Below are 19885 nucleotides of genomic sequence, written 5' to 3' on the forward strand. Positions count from 1 at the left end.
GCCTTGTGCCTCGGGTCGGATCGATACGTAGGCTCCATGGTCCCACGGGTGGCGACCGGAGACCGGTTTGGGCCACTCGGGCAGCCACTGCTAGTCTGGGCAGCTGTGTCTCATGCCCTCTCAGCGCGAGACACGCCCCAAGAAATCACCTGGTACGAGCCCGTGCGGCTCCGTGCCTGAACCTGAAAAGGCTCATTCGTGGCGAACATCAAGTCCCAGATCAAGCGGAACAAGACCAACGAGAAGGCTCGACTGCGCAACAAGGCCGTCAAGTCCTCCCTGAAGACCGCGATCCGCAAGGCTCGCGAGGCCGCTGCCGCGGGTGACGCCGAGAAGGCCACCGAGTACCAGCGCGCTGCCGCGCGTCAGCTCGACAAGGCCGTCTCCAAGGGCGTCATCCACAAGAACCAGGCCGCCAACAAGAAGTCGGCGCTTGCTTCCAAGGTCGAGTCCCTCAAGGGCTGAACCGCTTCACTGATCTGATCGTCGGCAGGGACCACAGCGGGCCCTCTCATCCGCTCCCGTCCGGCACCCTCGATGCCTGTACGCGGCCTGCGTTCGCCACGCGGGTACGGGCTCACCAGCTTGAACCGCTTTTCCCGCAAGGCCCCGGCGCTCCGCCCTTCCCCAGGGCGGGAGCCGGGGCCTTCGGCATGGCCCGGCTCTCACTGTGGCCCGGTCTTCAGCCCGACCCGGTCTTCAGCCCGACCCGGCAATCGGCCTTCACGACCAGAAGTCGTTGCTCTTGTCGATGTCCGAGACGCATTCGTCGAGGTCGGTGATCTTGTCGCCGACGACCCGGAAGACGATGCACCCGTCTTCCTCGAGATGCTTGCCGTTGCGGTCCGCGGTGAAGCGGTGCATGGCGACGGCGTGCCCCCGGCCGTCGACCATGATGTTGCGCAACTCGACGCGCATCGACCCCGCCGTCTCCGAGAAGAGCCTGCCGTACATGTCCGTGATCGCGTCGAGGCCCTTGAAGTCCCCGGAGAGCAAGTGGGAACCGGGCACGTGATGCGTACAGTCCCCCGTCATCAGCCCGCGCAGGGTGTCCATGTCACCGCGGGAGAAAGCCTCGTATCCCTCACGGACGAGTGCCGCGTGCGGGTGTTCAGCCATGTCGAACGCCACCTTTCGCATACGCCGGCGATGTGCGGCTGGTACGTCCGATTCTCCTCCCCGGCGGAAGAACGGCGACTGGATCACCCTGGCCCCACGAGCGTGAAGGCTTGCGGCGTGAGGCACACGGTATGAGGCGCCCGGCTTGGAGGCACTCGGGATGAAAAGGCAGCCGGCGTGACGCACGCGGACGGGACGGCTATCCGCGCCCCGCGGACCGCGCCGCACGCGCGATGGCCACGACGGCCTTCTCGAGGGCGTACTCCGGATCGTCGCCGCCGCCCTTCACTCCTGCGTCCGCCTCGGCCACCGCGCGCAACGCGACGGCCACCCCGTCCGGCGTCCAGCCGCGCATCTGCTGACGTACCCGGTCGATCTTCCAGGGCGGCATGCCGAGCTCCCGCGCCAGGTCGGCCGGACGGCCGCCACGCGCCGAGGACAGCTTGCCGATGGCCCGCACGCCCTGGGCGAGCGCGCTGGTGATCAGCACGGGTGCCACGCCGGTGGCCAGCGACCAGCGCAGCGCCTCCAGCGCCTCGGCGGCCCGCCCCTCCACCGCCCGGTCGGCGACGGTGAAGCTCGACGCCTCGGCCCGCCCTGTGTAGTACCGGCCGACAACGGCCTCGTCGATGGTGCCCTCGACATCGGCGACCAGCTGGGACACCGCCGAGGCCAGCTCCCGCAGATCGCTGCCGATGGCGTCGACCAGCGCCTGGCACGCCTCGGGCGTGGCCGATCTGCCGGTCGCCCGGAACTCCTGTCTGACGAAGGCCAGCCGATCCGCCGGCTTGGTCATCTTCGGGCAGGCCACCTCGCGGGCGCCGGCCTTGCGTGCGGCGTCGAGCAGCGCCTTGCCCTTGGCGCCACCGGCGTGCAGCAGGACGAGCGTGATCTCCTCGGCGGGCGATCCGAGATACCCCTTGACGTCCTTCACCGTGTCGGCGGACAGGTCCTGCGCGTTGCGTACGACCACGACCTTGCGCTCCGCGAAGAGCGAGGGGCTGGTCAGCTCGGCGAGCGTGCCGGGCTGCAGCTGGTCCGGGGTGAGGTCGCGTACGTCCGTGTCGGCGTCGGCGGCCCGGGCGGCGGCCACCACCTCCTGCACGGCACGGTCGAGCAGGAGGTCCTCCTGGCCCACGGCGAGCGTCAGCGGGGCGAGAGGGTCGTCATTCGCAGTCTTCCTTGCCATCACCGAAAGCATCCCACGAGCCACTGACAACGCGGCCTACGCGGCCTACGCACCCTACGGCTCCTCCCGCCAGCCCTCCCACTCCGCCGCGAACTCGTCCAGCGCCGCCGCGTCGAGCCGCCCGCCCTCGTCGTGCAGCAGGACGAGCCACTGCGCGTCCTCCGCGTCGTCCTCCCCGGCCAGGGCGTCGCGGACGATCCTCGGCTCCTCGCCGACGCCGAACCGCTCCCCGAGCGCCTGAGCCACCTCCTCCGCCGCGTCACGGTCGGGCAGCACCAGCACATGTCTCACATCGCTCACGGCACCATTTTCCGGCACACGCACCCGGCCCCGACCCACCCGGCCCGACCCACCGGGTCCGACGCGACCACCGAGGGCTCCGGGGGCCGGAGGTCCAGGGGTCCAGGGGTCCGGGGGGTCCGGGGGGTCCGGGGACTACCTCCTCGCGAGAACGGTCGGCACCCGCTCCAACTCGATCCCGAACCGCTCCCGATACACCCCCAACACCTCGACGTCGGCTTCCAGTTCACGTTCTCCGCTTGTCCCGTCCGCGGACGTCGTCTTGAACCGGCGTCCGCTGAGCGTGATCCTCCCTCCGTCCTCCGTGAGTCGCGAGCAGATCAGCGACCGTGTGAAGTGCGACTCCGGTGAGGTGCTGTGCCACCAGGCTCCCGCCACGAAGTCCGCCAGCACCCGGGGCCGCATCTCCAACCGGTACACCCGTGTACCGTCCCGCACGACGTCCATGTCCCGCGGCTGCGTCACCCCACCGGCTCCTGCCCCCGCGCCGCCCGGTTCCGGGCCGGCCTCGACGATCCTGAACGTCCCACCGGGGTCGGCCTGTTCGCCGTCCTGCCGCCATCGGAGCGGGTGGTGGCTGTGCGCCCCGAACCCGACGTCGGCCAGCCACTGCCCGCCGTCCACCGTCCTGACGAGCAGAGCGAGATGGTCGTACGGGACACCGAGCCGGCCCTCTTCGCCGTACACGCGCGCCGCCAGCAGGGTGACCTCGAAACCCAGCGCGGTCAGCAGGGCCCCGAACGCCCCGTTCAGCTCGTAACAGAAACCTCCCCTCCGGGCCTCGACGACCTTCGCGACCAGCCGCCTCTCCTCCAGCACGATCTCCTCCCCGAAATGCACCGACAGGTTCTCGAAGGGCACGGCCCGCAGATGCCTCAGATGCAGCTCACGGAGAATGCCGACGGTCGGAGGCGGGAGCGGGCCCTCGAGGCCGAGGCGGTGGAGATAGGCCTCGACCGAACGAGCGTCGGGAAAGCGGACGTCCTGGTGCCGCCCGTCGTCGGGAGGAGGGGCGGCCACGGGACGGGCGGCGTCCTGCGGGACCAGGTTCCGGGCCGGTTCGTCCTTCGGCTGTGCGGGATTCATGCCCTCAGTCTCGCGCCACCCGCAACTCCCCGCCCCCGCCCTCGCCACCCCCTCCGACGACCGCCAGCGCCCCGTCCCGGTCCGTCCGCAGCACCGCCGCCCCTCCCGCACGCAGTGCCGCCACCGTGCTGGGCGCCGGGTGTCCGTACGGGTTGTCCGCGCCGCAACTGATCAGTGCCAGCCGGGGCGCCACCGCCCGTATGAGGTCCGGGTCCTGATAGGCCGAGCCGTGATGCGCCACCTTCAGCACGTCCACTCCGCGTACCAGCGCCGCCGCCGGCGATCTCGACAGCGCCCGCTGCGCCGGAGGTTCGAGGTCGCCCAGCAGCAGCATGCGCAGCCCGGCCGATCGCACGAGCAGCGTCACACTCGCGTCGTTCGGCCCCTCCGGTTCCGGCGCCGGGAACGGCGCAGGCCACAACACCTCCCATTCCAGGGCGCCGACCCGCCGCCGTTCCCCGGCAACGGCCCGCACCACGGGGATGTTCCGCGCCCTCGCCTCCTTCCGTACGAACTCCACCTGCTCCACGGGTTCCTCGAATCCCGTGGTCTCGACAGCCCCCACCTCCCGGCCCCGCAGCACCCCCGGCAACCCGGCCACATGGTCGGCGTGGAAGTGCGTCAGCACGACGAGCGGTACCCTGGTGACGCCGAGCGTGCGCAGGCACTGGTCGACCAGCGCCGGATCCGGACCGGCGTCCACAACCACGCCGGCGCCGTCGCCCGCCGCGAGAACGGTCGCGTCGCCCTGTCCGACGTCGCACATCGCCAGCCGCCAGCCCGGCGGCGGCCAGCCCGTGAGCACCCGCGTCAGCGGCGGCGGGCGCACCACCACGAGCAGCAGCAGCGCCCCGCAGACCACGCACAGCCACGGATGTCTCGACAACCGCCGCCCGGACATCACCGCCACGGCCGTGACGACCCCCAGCAGCAGGGCTCCGGCCCAACTGCCCGGCCAGTCCATTCCCGCGCCCGGCAGTGCGGCGCCCGTTCGGGCCACGCCCGCGATCCACTCGGCGGGCCAACCTGCGCACCAGGCCAGTGCCTCGGCCACCGGCATCGCCACCGGCGCGGTCGCCAGCACCGCAAAGCCCAGCACTGTCGCGGGCGCGACCGCGAACTCCACGAGGAGGTTGCAGGGCACCGCCACCAGACTCACCCGTGCCGACAGCACGGCGACGACCGGTGCGCACAGGGCCTGCGCGGCTCCGGCTGCCGCCAACGCCTCGGCGAGCCTCGGCGGCACCCGCCGCCTGCGCAGTGCGGCACTCCAACGCGGCGCCAGTGTCAACAGGGCCCCGGTGGCGAGGACGGACAGCAGGAAGCCGTAACTCCGGGCCAGCCACGGGTCGTACAGCACCAGGAGCAACACGGCGGTCGCCAGTGCCGGGACGAGGGACCTGCGTCGGCCGGTCACCAGGGCCAGGAGCACGACCGCTCCGCAGGCCGCCGCGCGCAGCACGCTGGGGTCGGGCCGGCACACCACCACGAATCCGAGCGTGAGCGCCCCGCCGAGCACCGCGGTCGCACGGAGCGGGACGCCCAGCCGGGGCGCCAAACCACGCCGCTCGACCTGCTGGGCGAGGCCGGGCGGGCCGAGGAGCAGCGCGAGGATGATCGTGAGGTTGCTCCCGGAGACGGCCAAAGTGTGGGCCAGGTCCGTCTCCTTGAAGGCCTCGTCCAGCTCGGGCGTGATCCTCGAGGTGTCCCCGACCACCAGCCCCGGCAGCAGCGCTCTGGCGTCCGCCGGCAAGCCGTCGGTGGCCACACGCAGGCCGGCCCGCAGCCGCCCCGCCGACCGCTGCGCGGCAGAGGGACGTCCCACGATCGACGGCGCCGCCCGATCCCGCACCCGCAGCACCGCCGCGAACCGGTCCCCTCGGGCCAGGGCAGGCGCGAGCCGCCCGGCCACCCGCAGCCGGGTGGACGGCAACAACGCAAGCCACGGAGCCTCGGCCCGCCCTTCAGGACCTCGCGCGCCGCCAGACTTTTCCCGCCCGTCCGGCCCCGCCCGTCGGTCGCCGTCTCCGCTGCGCGATCCGGCGTCCACGATCAGCAGGACCGGCGTCCGCGTCGCCACCGCCGTCCGGCCAGCGCTCTCGACCCTGCGCACCTCCGCCTCGATCAGCACCGAGTCCGGCATCACATGGTCCCCTCTGACCCGGGGGCGCGTGAGCCGTGGGTCCGAGGTGAGCTCGACCTCCGCGGTGACGCTCGCGTACCTGTCCGCCAGCGCCGGCACCGGCCCGCGGCGCAGATCGGTGCCGTGCAGCCCGGCCGACGCGGCGGCCGCGGCCACACAGAGCAGCGAGGCGGCGACGGTCACACGCGGCCAAACCCTCCGCCGACCCGACAAGCCCGCACCCCCCGACCCCACATCCGCATCCGCGACGGTGACGGGCGGCGAACCCGTCCGACGCCCCGACAAGCCCGCTCCACGCCCCTCCCGCGACGCCACGCGCGGCGAAGCCCCGTGCCGACCCGACGTGACGGCGACATCCACCTCTCCGACGGTCGCACGCGGCCTTGCGCTCCAAGGGGCCGACGCGCCCGGCACATTCCTGTCCCCGCCCCTCCCCACGACGAGCAGGGTCGCGGCGACCGCCAGGCAGCCGACCACGAGGCCGCCCACCAGCCCCGTGGACGCGTCCAACGTGAGCGCGGCCGTGGCCCAGGCCGCGAGTGCGGGCGGCACGAGCCGGAGATCCAACGGCGCTTCCTGACGCGGGTGGGCGTCGCCCAGCCGCTTTCCGGAGTCGGCGTGCACGGCCTGCCGACCGCGCCGGCCCGGCACCGGCCGGACACCGCTCACAGCGGCCTCGGCCTCCTCCCCGCCCCGGCTCCTGAGCCCTTGAATCGTCCGTGAAGCGTGCGCCCGCCTCATGGCCGCACGAGATTTCGCAGGTCGGCGAAGCGCCGCTCCCCGATGCCGTTGACGTCCCGCAGTTCGTCCACCGACCGGAAACCGCCGTGCTGCGCCCGATGGTCGATGATGTGCTGCGCCAGCACCGGTCCCACACCGGGCAGGGCCTCGAGTTGGTCGACCGTCGCCGTGTTGAGGGACACGGGCACCGCGGGCCCACCGCCCGGACCTGCCGCGCCGCCGTACCTCGCCGATCCCGAACCCGCTCCTCCCGCTGCCACCCCGGCCACGGCGACCGGAGGGCCGCCGACGACGACCTGCTCGCCGTCCACGAGGAACCGGGCGCGGTTGAGGCCGTCGGTGTCGGTGCCCGGCCGCACCCCGCCGGCCGCGCCCAACGCGTCGACGACCCTCGACCCGGCCGGGAGGCGGTGGATCCCGGGTTTGCGCACCTTGCCGCTGACGTCCACCACGATCTCGGCGCCGCCCGTGCTCCCGGCGTCCCCCGCGGTTCCCGGCCCGGGTGGACCGTCGGTCGCTTCCGGCTCAGCCGCCGCCCCAGCCACCGAGCCCCGCCGGCCCTCCACCGCCCCGAAGGGGGCCGCTGCTCGCACCACCTCCGGCACCTTCACCGGCTGGACCCTTCCGGCCCAGAAGTGCTGCACGGCGAAGCCGGCGGCGGCGACCAGCAGTACGGTCAGCGCCAGCACGCTCCTGCGCTCCAGTCCGCACCGTGCCTGCAACCAGACCGGCATCCGCTCCCGCAGCGCAAGCCCCGTCCGCTCCCACCACGCCGCCCGGACCGACCGGACCGCCCGTGACGCCGGGCCCGCGGCCTCGGACGTACCACCGTCCGCAGCGACGACGGCACCCTCGGACGTCCCACCGCTCGCGAGGACGACTACGGCATCAGCGCCGGCGCTCTCGGCGTCGGCCGGTGCCCCACCCCCGAGACCCGGTGCCGCCGCACGGTCCGCCCTACGCGCACTCCCCGTGCCACTCCCAGGACCACCGCCGCCGGCAGCACCGCCCCCAAGGGAATCCGGCGGGCTGCTGACCCCACAGCCCTCACGGGACCCCGGCCGCCTGCTGCCACCATCACCCTCACCGGATTCCGGCCGCCTGCTGCCTCCGCCGCCCCGGTCGCCCGTGCTGCCGCCGCCCGGCGGTCCGACCCCCGGCTTCTCGGGCGCTCCCGCCTCCCGGGCCCGCGCGGTGAACAACGCCTGCGCTCGACGGCGGTTCTCCTCAGCCGAGGCGTGACGGTGTCCCGCCCGGCTGCCGCCAGGTGGACGAAGGCGGCGGGAACGGCCGTCGGAGCCGCGGGAGCGGCCGGGGCCACTGGTCGCGTAGGTGCTGCGTGAGCGTGATCGAAGTGCCATGCCACGAGGATCGGACACTCCGCCACATCGCGATGATCTTGCTCAATTTCCGTGGACCGACGCCCGGTTGTGGATAACTCCGCCACTCACAGGAGTGAGGGAACCCTCAGCGTGGCGAGACCACGACTCCCAGCAGCCCTGGTCCGGTATGGGCTCCGATCACCGCTCCGACCTCGCTGACATGCAGGTCGACGAGCCCGGGCACGCGGGACCGCAATCGGTCCGCGAGGGCCGACGCCCGGTCGGGGGCGGCCAGATGATGCACGGCGATGTCCACCGGTGCGCTGCCCGCCCGGTCGGCGCCGAGTTCTTCCAGGCGTGCGATCGCCTTCGAGGCGGTCCGTACTTTCTCAAGGAGGTCGATGCGCCCCGCGTCCAGCTGAAGGAGCGGCTTCACGGCGAGCGCCGAACCCAACAGGGCCTGGGCGGTGCCGATCCGGCCGCCCCGACGCAGATACTCCAGGGTGTCGACGTAGAAGTAGGCGGAGGTGCCGGCGGCTCGTTTCTCCGCCGCTGTGACCGCCTCGTCGACCGTCCCGCCCGTCTCGGCGACCTCGGCCGCCGCGAGTGCGCAGAAGCCGAGCGCCATGGCGACCATGCCGGTGTCCACCACCCGCACCGGCACCGGCGCCTCGCGCGCCGCGACCACCGCCGCGTCGTACGTGCCGGACAGTTCGGCGGAAAGGTGGAGGGAGACGATGCCGGCGGCGCCGGACTCGGCGACCCTGCGGTAGGTCTCGGCGAAGTACTGGGGGCTGGGGCGCGAGGTGGTGACGGGGCGTCGCTTCTGCAGCGCCTGGGCCAGCGAGCGGGTGGAGATCTCGGTGCCCTCTTCGAGTGCCTGGTCGCCGAGGACCACGGTCAGGGGCACCGCGGTGATGCCATGACGCTCCATCGTCCGCTGCGGCAGGTAGGCCGTTGAATCCGTGACGATCGCGACATGGCGGGACATGACCTGGAGGTTACCTGGCGTAGCCGCCGTGCGGCAGTCCGGCCCCTGGCAGCTGGGCTGCCCTTGACCGAATCAAATACCACGCCGAACAGTGCCCGAGCCGGGATCCCGTAAGGCGCCGGACCCGGGTCTCGCGACCCCGTCGCCGCGCGACGACCGCAGCATCAGCGTGCTTGCCGGCCGCTCTGCCGGCGGAGTGCGGGACCCTCGAATCCCGGATCCGCTCAGGTGGTGCTCTCCGGGCGCGGTTTCTTCTGCCAGGGGTAGGTCTGGCGCGGTCCGGGCGGGGTGATGGCAGACGGGGTCGGTTCGTCCGCGGCACGTGCGCCGGGGGTCTTCGGCCAGGTCTGACCCGCCGTCGGGCTGTCGGCCGCCGGTGCCTCGGGCCACGGCGGCGGCGGCCGGTCAGGTTCCGGGGTGGTCCAGTGCCGCAGGGCGCCGGCCTCGACGTCGATCTGGGCGCTGAGGGAGTCGAGGTCGTCCTCCGCGAAGCGGCGGGCACGGTCCCGGGCCGCCCAGCGCAGCGAGTCGGCCCCTCCTGTGATGCGCTCGGTGCGCTGTCGCAGCGAGGGCAGACGCTCGATGAGCGTCGCACGGTCCGGCTCCGACTCCAGGCGCTTGAGTTCGGCGTCCAGTTCGTGGCCGTGCGCGCTGAGCCGCTGGAAGAGGCCGAGGGACTCCTTGAGGGACGCGTCGTCCACGGAGCCCGCGTGCAGTGCGTCCTGGGTGGCTCGCATCGACGTGCGCAGGGTGAGCCGCAGCTGCGCGATTTCGCCCGCCGGTCCGAGCTGGGCGAAGGACTTGGCCCGCAGAGTGTGGTCCTCGACCGTGCGGCGGGCCTGGGTGATGGTGCGGTCGACGCCCCGCTTGGCGGCCCCGATCACCTTCACCGTGGCGTAGACGCCGAGGGCAAGGCACAGCACGAAGAGAAGGGCCATGACGGCGATCACTGCATCCACGAGCTCCTCCTTCGACCTGCACGACCGTCCGGCCCCGCAGACGGCACACCGCACTCGGCGCCCCGCCCTTCAAACGGTAAACGAGACGGGCGGGCCCGGAGTTCCAGAAGAACCCCGAACCTGCCCGCACGGAACCCCTAAGGGACGGCCGAAACCAGTGGACACCCCCGACCGAACCAGTGGACGCCCCCGGTCGAAACCCATGGACGTCCCCGGTCGGCGAACGAAGCCCTACGCCGGAACGATGTTCACCAGCTTCGGCGCCCGCACGATCACCTTGCGGATGCCGGCCCCGCCCAGCGCCTTGACGACCGCCTCGTCGGCCAGCGCGGCCTTCTCCAGCTCGTCGTCGGAGATGGCCGGGGAGACCTCCAGGCGCGCCTTGACCTTGCCCTTGATCTGCACGACGCAGGTCACGCTCTCGTCCACGACGTACGCCGGGTCGGCGACGGGCAGATCCGTGTGGACGACCGAGTCGGTGTGGCCCAGCTTGCGCCACAGTTCCTCGGCGATGTGCGGGGCCAGCGGGGCGGCCAGCAGCACCAGGTCCTCGGCGACCGTGCGCGGCAGTGCCCCGCCCGCCTTGGTCAGGTGGTTGTTCAGCTCGGTGATCTTGGCGATGGCGGTGTTGAAACGCAGGCCCTCCAGGTCCTGGCGCACCCCGTCGATCGCCTTGTGCAGCGCTCGCAGGGTCGGCTCGTCGGCCTCGACGTCGACGACGGTCACCTCGCCGGTGGACTCGTCGACGATGTTGCGCCACAGCCGCTGCAGCAGGCGGTACTGGCCGACCACCGCACGGGTGTCCCACGGGCGCGAGACGTCCAGCGGACCCATCGCCATCTCGTACAGGCGCAGCGTGTCGGCGCCGTACTCGGCGCAGATCTCGTCCGGAGTGACGGCATTCTTCAGGGACTTGCCCATCTTCCCGTACTCGCGCTTCACGGGCGCGCCCTGGTACAGGAACGTGCCGTCCCGCTCCTCGACCTCGGCGGCCGGGACGTACACGCCGCGGGCGTCGGTGTACGCGTAGGCCTGGATCATGCCCTGGTTGAACAGTTTATGGAACGGCTCCGCGGAGGACACGTGCCCGAGGTCGAACAGGACCTTGGACCAGAAGCGCGCGTACAGCAGGTGCAGCACGGCGTGCTCGGCGCCGCCGACGTACAGGTCGACGCCGCCGTGCGGCTGCCCCTCGCGAGGGCCCATCCAGTACTGCTCGACGGCCGGGTCGACCAGCCGCTCACTGTTGTGCGGGTCCAGGTAACGCAGCTCGTACCAGCAGGAACCGGCCCAGTTGGGCATGGTGTTGGTCTCGCGGCGGTAGCGTCGCGGACCGGCGCCGTCGCCCAGGTCCAGCGTGACGTTCACCCAGTCCGCGTTGCGGGACAGCGGCGTCTCCGGGGAGGTGTTCGCGTCGTCCGGGTCGAAGGTGCGGGGCGAGTAGTCCTCGACCTCCGGCAGCTCCAGGGGCAGCATCGACTCGGGCAGCGGGTGGGCGACGCCGTCCTCGTCGTAGACGATCGGGAAGGGCTCGCCCCAGTAGCGCTGGCGGCTGAACAGCCAGTCGCGCAGGCGGAAGTTGACTGTGCCCTCGCCGATGCCCCGGCCCTCGAGCCATTCGGTGATGCGCGCCTTGGCGTCGACGACGCCCAGGCCGTTCAGGCTGATCTCGTCGTTCGCCGAGTTGATGATCTTCGCGTCGTACGACGCGAAGGCGTTCTCCCACGTCGACGTGTCGGTGCCGCGGTCGTCGGTCGGCTCGACGATGCAGTGGATCGGCAGCTCGAAGGCGCGCGCGAACTCGAAGTCACGCTGGTCGCCCGCCGGGACGGCCATGATCGCGCCGGTGCCGTAGCCCATCAGGACGTAGTCGGCGATGAAGACGGGAACCTGCTCGCCGTTGACCGGGTTGGTCGCGTACACGCCGGTGAAGACGCCGGTCTTGTCCTTGGCCTCGGCCTGGCGCTCGACATCGGACTTCGAGGCCGCCTGCGCGCGGTACGCGGCGACGGCGTCGACCGGGGTGGCGTGGCCACCCGTCCAGACGTCGTGCGTGCCCTCGGGCCAGGTTTCCGGGGTGAACTTGTCGACCAGCGGGTGCTCGGGGGCCAGAACCATGTAGGTCGCGCCGAACAGGGTGTCCGGGCGAGTGGTGAAGACCGAGATCCGCTCGCCGTCCACGGGGAAGTCGACGCGCGCGCCTTCGGAGCGGCCGATCCAGTTGCGCTGCTGCAGCTTGATGGCCTCGGGCCAGTCCAGCGCGTCCAGGTCGTTCAGCAGGCGGTCCGCGTAGGCGGTGATGCGCATGTTCCACTGGCGCAGCTTGGCCTTGAAGACGGGGAAGTTGCCGCGCTCGGAGCGGCCGTCGGCGGTGACCTCCTCGTTGGCCAGCACCGTGCCCAGGCCGGGACACCAGTTGACCGGCGCGTCGGAGGCGTAGGCCAGGCGGAACTCCCCGAGAACGTCGGCGCGCTCGGCGGCGGTCAGCTCGTGCCACGCGCGCGTGTGCCCCGGTACGGGACGCTCACCGGACTCGAACTGGGCGACCAGCGCGGCGATCGGGCGGGCCTTGTCCGCTTCCGTGTCGTACCAGGAGTTGAAGATCTGCAGGAAGATCCACTGGGTCCACTTGTAGTACTCGGGGTCGATCGTGGCGAACGACCGGCGCTTGTCGTGGCCCAGGCCCAGCCGGCGCAGCTGGGACTTCATGTTCTCGATGTTGGCCTCGGTGGACACGCGCGGGTGCGTGCCGGTCTGCACGGCGTACTGCTCGGCGGGCAGCCCGAAGGCGTCGAAGCCCAGGGTGTGCAGGACGTTGTGGCCGGTCATGCGCTGGAAGCGCGCGAAGACGTCGGTCGCGATGTACCCCAGCGGGTGACCGACGTGCAGGCCCGCACCGGAGGGGTACGGGAACATGTCCATGATGAACTTCTTGGGCCGGGCGGCCATCTCGGGGTCACCGGCCAGGTCGCCCTGCGGGTTCGGCGCGGCGTAGGTGCCCTCGGCGTCCCAGAAGTCCTGCCAGCGTGCCTCGATCTCGGCGGCCATGGCTGCCGTGTAGCGGTGCGGCGCGGCCTCTGCCGGGACAGCGGCGGCAGCGGGGTTCGTCTCGCTCATGGTCCTCAAAGCTCCATCGATCGTCTCTGCCAGCGGGTTGTCGTCCAGGAAACGAAAAATCCCCTCGCACAGGAGGGGACGCCGCGCCGATTCCGAACCGTCCGATCACCGGCGGTCGGGACTGATCAGCGCGGCTCGCTAAGCAGAAGGCGTACAGCACGCATGGCGTTAGGGTACCGCAGGCCTTGAGCACGAGGCCACGCGCTTACGTATGCATGGTCGAGACAACGTTGCTGTGCCGAGAACGGGGGGTCGGAGCTGCATCCAGGGTCATGGTTACTTCGCGTAACAGCCGCTAAAGGACATCACAACAGCCACATCGTCGTTTCATAACAACGCAATAACTCAAACCTCGTACCCATCGGTATGGAGCCACTTAGAGTTCGGCAGCGGGACCGCTTTCCCGAAACTGCTCGGAGTTGCCCCCATGAACCCTCGTTCCAGTAACAGCACGCTCCCCAAGCCCGGCCGGTCGGCCTACGGGTTGGCGACGGCTGTCGTCCTGGTCCTCATACCTGTGGTCGTGCTGGTCGGCGGCGACCAGTTGCAGGCATTCCTCAACTTCGGTGCGGGTGTCCTGTCGCTGGTGTGCCTCACCTGCTCGGTCATCTGGGGCCTCGTCGCCCAGGACCGGCTCATCCTCAACACACGTCAGCGGATCCTCGCGCAGGGCGTCCACCGCGTGACCGCCGTCGGCTCCATCGCGTTCCTCGTGGTGCACATCACCGTCAAGCTGGCGCTGGAGCACACCGTCCTGATCGCCGCGCTGATCCCCTTCAGCCTGGGCGTCAAGGGCACTGCCGGGCTCATCGGCCTCGGCTCCCTGGCGGCCCTGCTCATGATCTTCGTGGGCATCACCGGTGCGCTGCGCAACCAGTTCGCCGCACCGGCCGAGGTCGCCGCCCGCTGGCGCGCGATGCACATGCTGGCCTACCCGGCTCTGTGCGCGGCCCTCATCCACGGCCTGTACGCGGGGCGCGCGGCGAAGCCGTTCTTCATGATCTCGTACGAGCTCTGCCTGGCCGGCGTCATGGCCGCCCTCGCGCTGCGCGCCGCTCCGCGCCCGTTCAAGCGCCGGGTCGCCGACCGCATCACCGCGCTCCTGGGCGCCCCGGACCGCTCCGCCATGGACGGCCTCGAGGCGTCACGCGCGCGCGTGTCGGAGACCGGCTCGTCGGCGCTGCCCGGGTACGAGGGCCGCTCCGGCCGATCGCCGCTGACGGACACGATGAGCTCCACCCGGATGACCCCGCCGTCGGCGTCGCCGCTGTACGGCACGCCCGCCACCCCCGAGCCGGCGAACGGCTTCGCGGCCGCCTACCGCGCCGTCAACACCCCGCCGCGCGGCCAGCAGCCGCCCTACATCGCCGATCAGACGGCTCGCATGAGCATGCCGTTCGACCTGCAGCAGGCCACCGAGGCGATCCCGCGGGCCGACAGCGGCGGCAGCACGTCGGGCAACTGGCCGATCCCGTCCCCGCCTCCGGTCGGCGAGGCGCCCCAGTCCGTCTACGACCCGCTCCAGGACACGGGATTCACCATCCCGGTCTATGGCAATCCGGGCAGTCCGGGAGCTGGCGGACGTGACGTGTACGACACAGGTGAGACGAACCCCGGGTACGGCGCGTACAACCAGAACGACACGTACAACAGCGGTCCCGCCAACGAACCATCGCCCGGTGCGTCGTACGACGCACCGGGTTCGGGCGAACCTTGGAACACGCCTTCCGGAGGCTATAGGTGAACGAGGCCCTGCCCGACGTCCCCGAAGTCCGCGTGGTCGGCCTTCCGCAACTCACGTCGGGTTTCGACCTTGTCGAGAGACTTGACCTGCCCATGCACCTGAAGGTGCACGGGCCGTTGGAACCCCTGGGCGGAGAGGCCCTCGCGAAGCTCTCCGAGAACATCAACCTGAAGGGCCGCGGCGGCGCGGGCTTCCCCTTCCACAAGAAGCTGCGCTCGGTCGCCGAGGCCGCGATCAAGCGCGGCGTACGGCCGGTCGTCGTCGTCAACGGCAGCGAGGACGAACCGGCCTGCCGCAAGGACACGGTGCTCATCAACCGTGCCCCGCACCTCATCCTGGACGGCGCGCTGCTCGTCGCGGAGGCGCTGGGTGCCCGCACGCTCGTGGTGGGGGTCACCCGCGAATCGACTCAGCGCTCCATAGAGGCCGCACTCTCCGAACGCGGACTCAGCAACGGCCGCCGATCGGCGCTGAAGGCGTTCGTCCAGCGCAACCCGATCCGCATGGTCACCGGTGCCGCGGCGTCGCTGATCCGTTCGATCGACGGCGGCCCGCCGATCCCGCCCGGCCGCAAGGTCAGCGCCTCGCAGAACGGCGTCGGTGGCGCGCCCACCCTGCTCTCCAACGCCGAGACGTTCGCCCAGCTGGCCATCGCCGCCCGGATCGGTCCGGAGCGGTACGGCAACACCGGCCTGTACGACGAGCCGGGCACCGTCATGCTGACGGTCTCCGGCGCGGTCGCCCGCCCGATGGTGATCGAGGTCCCCACCGGCGTGCCGCTGCGCTACGTCCTCCAGCTCGCGGGCGCCCCGCCGGTGCCCCAGGGCGTGCTGACCGGCGGCTACCACGGCAAGTGGATCGACGCGGCGACGGTCAACGAGGCGGTCGTCTCCCGCAACTCGCTCGACGCGGTGGGCGGGGCGCTCGGCGCCGGCGCGATCCTGCCGATCAGCCAGGAGACGTGCCCGCTGGGTGAGTCCCTGCGCGTGGCGCAATGGCTGGCCGACGAGAGCGCGGGGCAGTGCGGCCCCTGCTACCTCGGCCTGCCGGCCGCCGCGCGCGGCATGGAAGACATCATCAACGGCGGTGGCCCGGCCGCCCTGGAGGCGCTCAAGCAGGTCGCCAAGAACGTCAAGCGGCGCGGCGCCTGCTCGCACCCGGACGGCTCCGCGATGTTCCTGGAGTCGACCATCAAGGCGTTCACCGACGACCTCGCCGCCCACGTCCTCGGGAACGGCTGCGGACGGCCCGTGGAGGGCGTTCTGCCGCTCTTCGAGGCGGGCACGGCACCCGCGGCCATCACGAGCGGCAGAGCGCCGGAGGAGAGCGGCTCGAGCCGCCAGAAGATCTTCGTCGACTGGACGCTCTGCCGCGGCCACGGCCTGTGCGCCGACATCCTCCCCGAGGTCTTCCAGCTCGGCGCCGACGGCTTCCCGACAGTGGCGCAGGCGAAGGTACCGGAGTACGCCGAGGCAAAAGCTCTACGCGCGGTGCGTCGCTGTCCGGCGCTCGCCCTGCGCATCGAGGAGGACACGCGCGCGCAGGCGCCCGCCCGCAACCTCCCGGTCCTCTCCCAGGGCCGCGGCCGCCGCGCCCTCGGCCGCTGAGGGCACGCCGACGACCGACGGATCGGGGCCGCCTGAGAACAGGCGGCCCCGATCCGTCGCTCCGGACGACACCCCGAGAACGGAATGCCCCAATGCCCCAACGCAAAAAGATCCCGCCGGATCGCATCCGATCCGGCGGGATCTGCTGTGGAGCTAAGGAGAATTGAACTCCTGACCTCCTGCATGCCATGCAGGCGCTCTACCAACTGAGCTATAGCCCCTCGCGGTCAAGCGGCAGAACCACGATCTTGACCGTGCCGCCCGGTTTCCCCGGCGGCGACGCCAACTTTACCGGTCGGGCGGCGGACCACCAAATCCTTTCCGCCCCGTCCGATTTCGACCGTTATGCGACGTCAAGCGGTGACGAACGAATAGAACCGCTTGAGCGTGCAATGCTCCTCCAGGAGCCGGCCGTAGATCGGCTCGCCCTCCAGTTCGCGATACGTCTCGATCGGGTCGCCCTTTATGATCAGCGCCCGCGCGCATTCCTCGCACCAGTACTGGTAGTCGGGGTTGACCGGCTCCATGTCACGGACGATCGGAGTGCCGCTGCCGCACCAGTCGCACTTCCGCCTGTGTGCACCCATCGATCAGCTCCAGCTGTGGCCGCAGGCCGTGCACACGTAGGAAACCCCTCCGTTGTCGCCGAGAACCTGAGCCACGTGGGCCGAACCGCAGGAGAGGCAACGAAGACGGGTGGCCTTGCCCCGCCCCACCGCTGCTTCGGAGAGACGACCGACCCCTCCGCGGATGCTCGCAGGCATCGCTACTCCCTCCCGTCGGGCCGCGCCCCCTCCGGTCGTTTGATTCTGCCACGGCCGGAGCAATACGGTCAGCGACGCCTCAGTACCAGTCCGGACACGGCACCCAGGGCAGCTGTCGTAGCGAGCGCGTACATGCATGTGAGAAGCGCTTCCGAGGAGGTATACGCCTCCGGGGCCCCAAGTGACTCAAGGCGGTTGAAGAACAGTGTGCCGAAGACGGCCACACCGATCAGCTGCCCGAGCTGGGTGACCGTGGCCAGCAGCCCGCCGGCGTCCGCAGCGTCCTCGGGCAGCACGGCAGCCAGCGCCCCGGTCAGCGACGGGCTGAAGGCGAGCGCGAGCCCGACGCCCACTCCGGCGTACGCCGCGTAGAGCCACACGCCCCCGTCCTCACCACCCCGGAAGAGCAGCCCCACCGCGACCACGGACAGCGCGAGAAGCGCGAACCCGGACGGGATCAGGGCCCGTTGCCACGCGGCCGGCCACCTGCGCCAGGTCAGCCCGACCACGCCGAAGACGACCGCCGTCGGCGCGAAGGTGAGACCGGCGCGCAACGCGCTGAAACCCAGGCCGCCCTGGACGTGCAAGGTCAGCACGAACAGGAAGCCGCCGTTGACCGCCATGACGGCCGTCACCCGCAGGACGGCGAGCGCCATTCCGGGGTGACGCAGTACCCGGGGCGCGATCAGCGGGTCGCCGCCACGCCGGGCGAGCCTGGTCTCGGCACCGCAGAACAGCAGGAACACGAGGGCTCCGGAGGCCAGTGACCACCAGGACCACAAAGGCCAGTCCTCCTCCCGCCCGAGCACGAGCGGGACCGTGACCAGCGACACGGCAGCGCCCAGAAGCACCAGACCGGGCCAGTCCATCCTGCGCGACCCCTTCCGCGCCGCTGCGCCCTCCGCTCGCTCCTTCACCGCCCCCACGTCCGCCGTCGAGTACCCCGGCAGCCCCCCGCCCCGCGGCAGCACGCGTCCGCCCACGACCAGCAGGACCAGGCCCACCGGCACGTTCACGAGGAACACCGGACGCCAGCCGGCGCCCAGCAGATCGACGTCCACCAGCACACCGCCCACCACCTGTCCAGCGGCCGCGCCCACCGCGAGGACCGCGGAGTAGACGCCGAGCGCCCGGACCCGGGCCTCCCCGCTGAACGTGCGCTGGATGAGGCTGAGCACCTGCGGGATCATCACCGCCGACCCCGCGCCCTGCACCAGCCGGAACACGATCAGCTCGGTACTGCCCTGCGCCAGACCGCAGGCCAGCGAGGCGGCCGTGAAGAGGGCGAGCCCGACGAGATGGACCCGGCCGGGCCCGAACCGGTCGCCGAGCCGCGCACCGGTGATCAGCAGCACGGAGTACGTGATGGCGTAGCCGGCGACGACCAGCTGGAGATCGGCGCCGGAAGCATCGAGGTCGGAACCGATCGTGGGGGCCGCGACGTTCACGATGAAGACGTCGAGCAGTGCCATGAACTGGGCTGCGAGCACCACCGCCAGCAGCCGCCGGGGGTGACTGTCAGTGCCGGGGTCTTTACTGACAGCAGATCGTGAAGCGGGTGGGGCAACGGGGGGAACCGGGCTCGTCCGGGGTCTCGTCGTCATGCCGTCGAGCGTGACGAAGAACCGGTACGGGTGCCGAGAGCCCGCCGATGCTGGTACTGACAGCACCTGGCAGAGGACGGACGGGAGGCCGACCATGGGGGACGTGACGATGGGGGACGTGACGATGGGGACGTGGACAGGCATGCAGACGCGCGCACGGGAAGAGCAGCGGGCGGAGCGCCGACGACGGGCCGCGGCGGAACCCGGGCAGGGAAGCCGGCCGGAGACGGGACCCGGGCAGGGAAGCGGACCGAAGGCGGGAGGACGGTCGGGTCCGCCTCCGGCGGCGGAGCCAGGGCGCCCCAAGGCGCAGACGGCAGCACGGCGTCGGCCCGAGCTGGCCGTCTTCCTGCGCAGCAGGCGCGCCCGGGTGACACCGGGCGACGTCGGAATGCCGCCCGGACTGCGGCGACGCACACCGGGCCTGCGGCGCGAGGAGGTGGCCCAGCTCTCGGGCGTCGGCGTCACCTGGTACACCTGGCTGGAGCAGGGGCGGCCGATCAACGCTTCCGCGCAGGTCCTCGACGCCGTCGCGCGCACGCTGCGGCTGGACCCGCCGGAGCGGGAGCATCTCTACCACCTGGCGGACGTACCGTTCACGGCCGCCCCGGAGGCCCTGGTGCAGAGCGTGGGCCCCGAGATCCAGGGCATCATCGACGCGCTGGCGCCACGGCCGGCCGTGGTCTACAACTCGCGCTACGACATCCTCGCCGCCAACCCCGTCTACCGTGATCTGTTCATCACCCCGGTCGAAGCCTGCGCACCGGGTCCTGACAACGCCTTGTGGCGGCTGTTCACGGTGCGGGAGGAGGACTGCCCGCTGATGTTCCGCGACAAGGAACTCCCGGTGATGGTGGCAACCCTGCGGGCGGCCTACGGACTGCATGCCGGCGAGCCCGTCTGGGAGGAGTTCATACGCAGGATGTCCGAGGCGAGTCCGTTGTTCGCGCGGTTGTGGGAGACCGGTGACGTGGCGGAGCCCGGCCGCCGTGTGAAGGTCTTCCGGCACGCGGCCGTGGGCGAGCTGCGAATGACCTCCACCTCGCTGACGATCAACGGGATGCCGGAGTGCAGGATCGTCGTCTACACACCCGACGACGAGGAGACGGAGCGGCGCGCGGCTCTGCTACGCGACGGAACGACAAAAAATCCCGCCCCCTGAGGGGCGGGATCCTTCTGGAGCGATATCGACCGGTCTC

Annotated in this window: 15 protein-coding genes and 1 tRNA gene; 4 read left to right on the forward strand and 12 right to left on the reverse strand. The window is 71.4% G+C overall.

Annotated elements, in window-relative coordinates:
• Positions 1 to 198 precede the first annotated feature (198 nt).
• Positions 199 to 465 carry a 30S ribosomal protein S20 gene (gene rpsT / locus QA802_RS14860; protein ID WP_057574704.1) on the forward strand — a complete coding sequence of 89 codons (267 nt, stop codon included), beginning with the start codon at positions 199 to 201 and terminating at the stop codon, positions 463 to 465.
• A 258-nt stretch (positions 466 to 723) separates the two neighbouring features.
• Here rpsT and QA802_RS14865 read toward each other — a convergent pair whose 3' ends face one another.
• The 9 genes from QA802_RS14865 to leuS all read right to left on the reverse strand — a co-directional run bounded on the left by QA802_RS14865 (position 724) and on the right by leuS (position 12967).
• The gene (locus tag QA802_RS14865; RefSeq protein ID WP_334522273.1) at positions 724 to 1119 is read right to left on the reverse strand and encodes a nuclear transport factor 2 family protein; all 396 of its coding nucleotides are present in this window, start codon (positions 1117 to 1119) and stop codon (positions 724 to 726) included.
• A 199-nt stretch (positions 1120 to 1318) separates the two neighbouring features.
• Entirely contained in the window at positions 1319 to 2308 is a 990-nt protein-coding gene (holA, locus tag QA802_RS14870) for a DNA polymerase III subunit delta (RefSeq protein ID WP_319168445.1), read from the reverse strand.
• A gap of 54 nt (positions 2309 to 2362) precedes the next feature.
• A complete protein-coding gene (locus QA802_RS14875; protein WP_319168444.1) occupies positions 2363 to 2608 on the reverse strand; it encodes a hypothetical protein in 246 nt (81 codons plus the stop codon).
• 135 nt (positions 2609 to 2743) lie between these two features.
• Positions 2744 to 3694 (reverse strand): arylamine N-acetyltransferase family protein, encoded by a 951-nt coding sequence (locus QA802_RS14880; protein ID WP_334522278.1) that lies wholly within the window; start codon positions 3692 to 3694, stop codon positions 2744 to 2746.
• A gap of 4 nt (positions 3695 to 3698) precedes the next feature.
• Positions 3699 to 6461, reverse strand: a complete 2763-nt coding sequence (locus QA802_RS14885) for a ComEC/Rec2 family competence protein (RefSeq protein ID WP_334534644.1) — start codon at positions 6459 to 6461, stop codon at positions 3699 to 3701.
• Positions 6462 to 6574: 113 nt separating this feature from the next.
• Entirely contained in the window at positions 6575 to 7312 is a 738-nt protein-coding gene (locus QA802_RS41565) for a ComEA family DNA-binding protein (protein WP_443042111.1), read from the reverse strand.
• 733 nt (positions 7313 to 8045) lie between these two features.
• Positions 8046 to 8891, reverse strand: coding sequence for a DegV family protein (locus QA802_RS14895; RefSeq protein ID WP_334522282.1), 846 nt, complete (start codon positions 8889 to 8891; stop codon positions 8046 to 8048).
• Between the two features lie 224 nt (positions 8892 to 9115).
• Positions 9116 to 9850 (reverse strand): hypothetical protein, encoded by a 735-nt coding sequence (locus QA802_RS14900; protein WP_334522285.1) that lies wholly within the window; start codon positions 9848 to 9850, stop codon positions 9116 to 9118.
• A gap of 231 nt (positions 9851 to 10081) precedes the next feature.
• Entirely contained in the window at positions 10082 to 12967 is a 2886-nt protein-coding gene (leuS, locus tag QA802_RS14905; protein ID WP_334522287.1) for a leucine--tRNA ligase, read from the reverse strand.
• Positions 12968 to 13394: 427 nt separating this feature from the next.
• On the opposite strand from leuS, the gene QA802_RS14910 reads away from it, so the two are divergent.
• Positions 13395 to 14711, forward strand: a complete 1317-nt coding sequence (locus tag QA802_RS14910) for a cytochrome b/b6 domain-containing protein (RefSeq protein ID WP_334522289.1) — start codon at positions 13395 to 13397, stop codon at positions 14709 to 14711.
• Positions 14708 to 16318 carry an NADH-ubiquinone oxidoreductase-F iron-sulfur binding region domain-containing protein gene (locus QA802_RS14915; RefSeq protein ID WP_334522291.1) on the forward strand — a complete coding sequence of 537 codons (1611 nt, stop codon included), beginning with the start codon at positions 14708 to 14710 and terminating at the stop codon, positions 16316 to 16318. Before QA802_RS14910 ends, QA802_RS14915 begins: the two co-directional genes overlap by 4 nt.
• Before the next feature lie 148 nt (positions 16319 to 16466).
• Here the strand turns inward: QA802_RS14915 and QA802_RS14920 are convergent.
• The 3 genes from QA802_RS14920 to QA802_RS14930 form a co-directional block, all read right to left on the reverse strand.
• Positions 16467 to 16539 (reverse strand) — tRNA-Ala (locus QA802_RS14920).
• A gap of 132 nt (positions 16540 to 16671) precedes the next feature.
• Positions 16672 to 16905: a hypothetical protein gene (locus tag QA802_RS14925; protein ID WP_003976229.1), complete on the reverse strand. Its 234-nt coding sequence runs from the start codon at positions 16903 to 16905 to the stop codon at positions 16672 to 16674.
• A 245-nt stretch (positions 16906 to 17150) separates the two neighbouring features.
• Positions 17151 to 18572, reverse strand: a complete 1422-nt coding sequence (locus QA802_RS14930; RefSeq protein ID WP_334534646.1) for an MFS transporter — start codon at positions 18570 to 18572, stop codon at positions 17151 to 17153.
• 208 nt (positions 18573 to 18780) lie between these two features.
• On the opposite strand from QA802_RS14930, the gene QA802_RS14935 reads away from it, so the two are divergent.
• Positions 18781 to 19848, forward strand: a complete 1068-nt coding sequence (locus QA802_RS14935) for a helix-turn-helix transcriptional regulator (protein ID WP_443042112.1) — start codon at positions 18781 to 18783, stop codon at positions 19846 to 19848.
• The last annotated feature ends 37 nt before the right edge of the window (positions 19849 to 19885 follow it).

Source organism: Streptomyces sp. B21-105, from assembly GCF_036898465.1.
Lineage (GTDB): Bacteria > Actinomycetota > Actinomycetes > Streptomycetales > Streptomycetaceae > Streptomyces.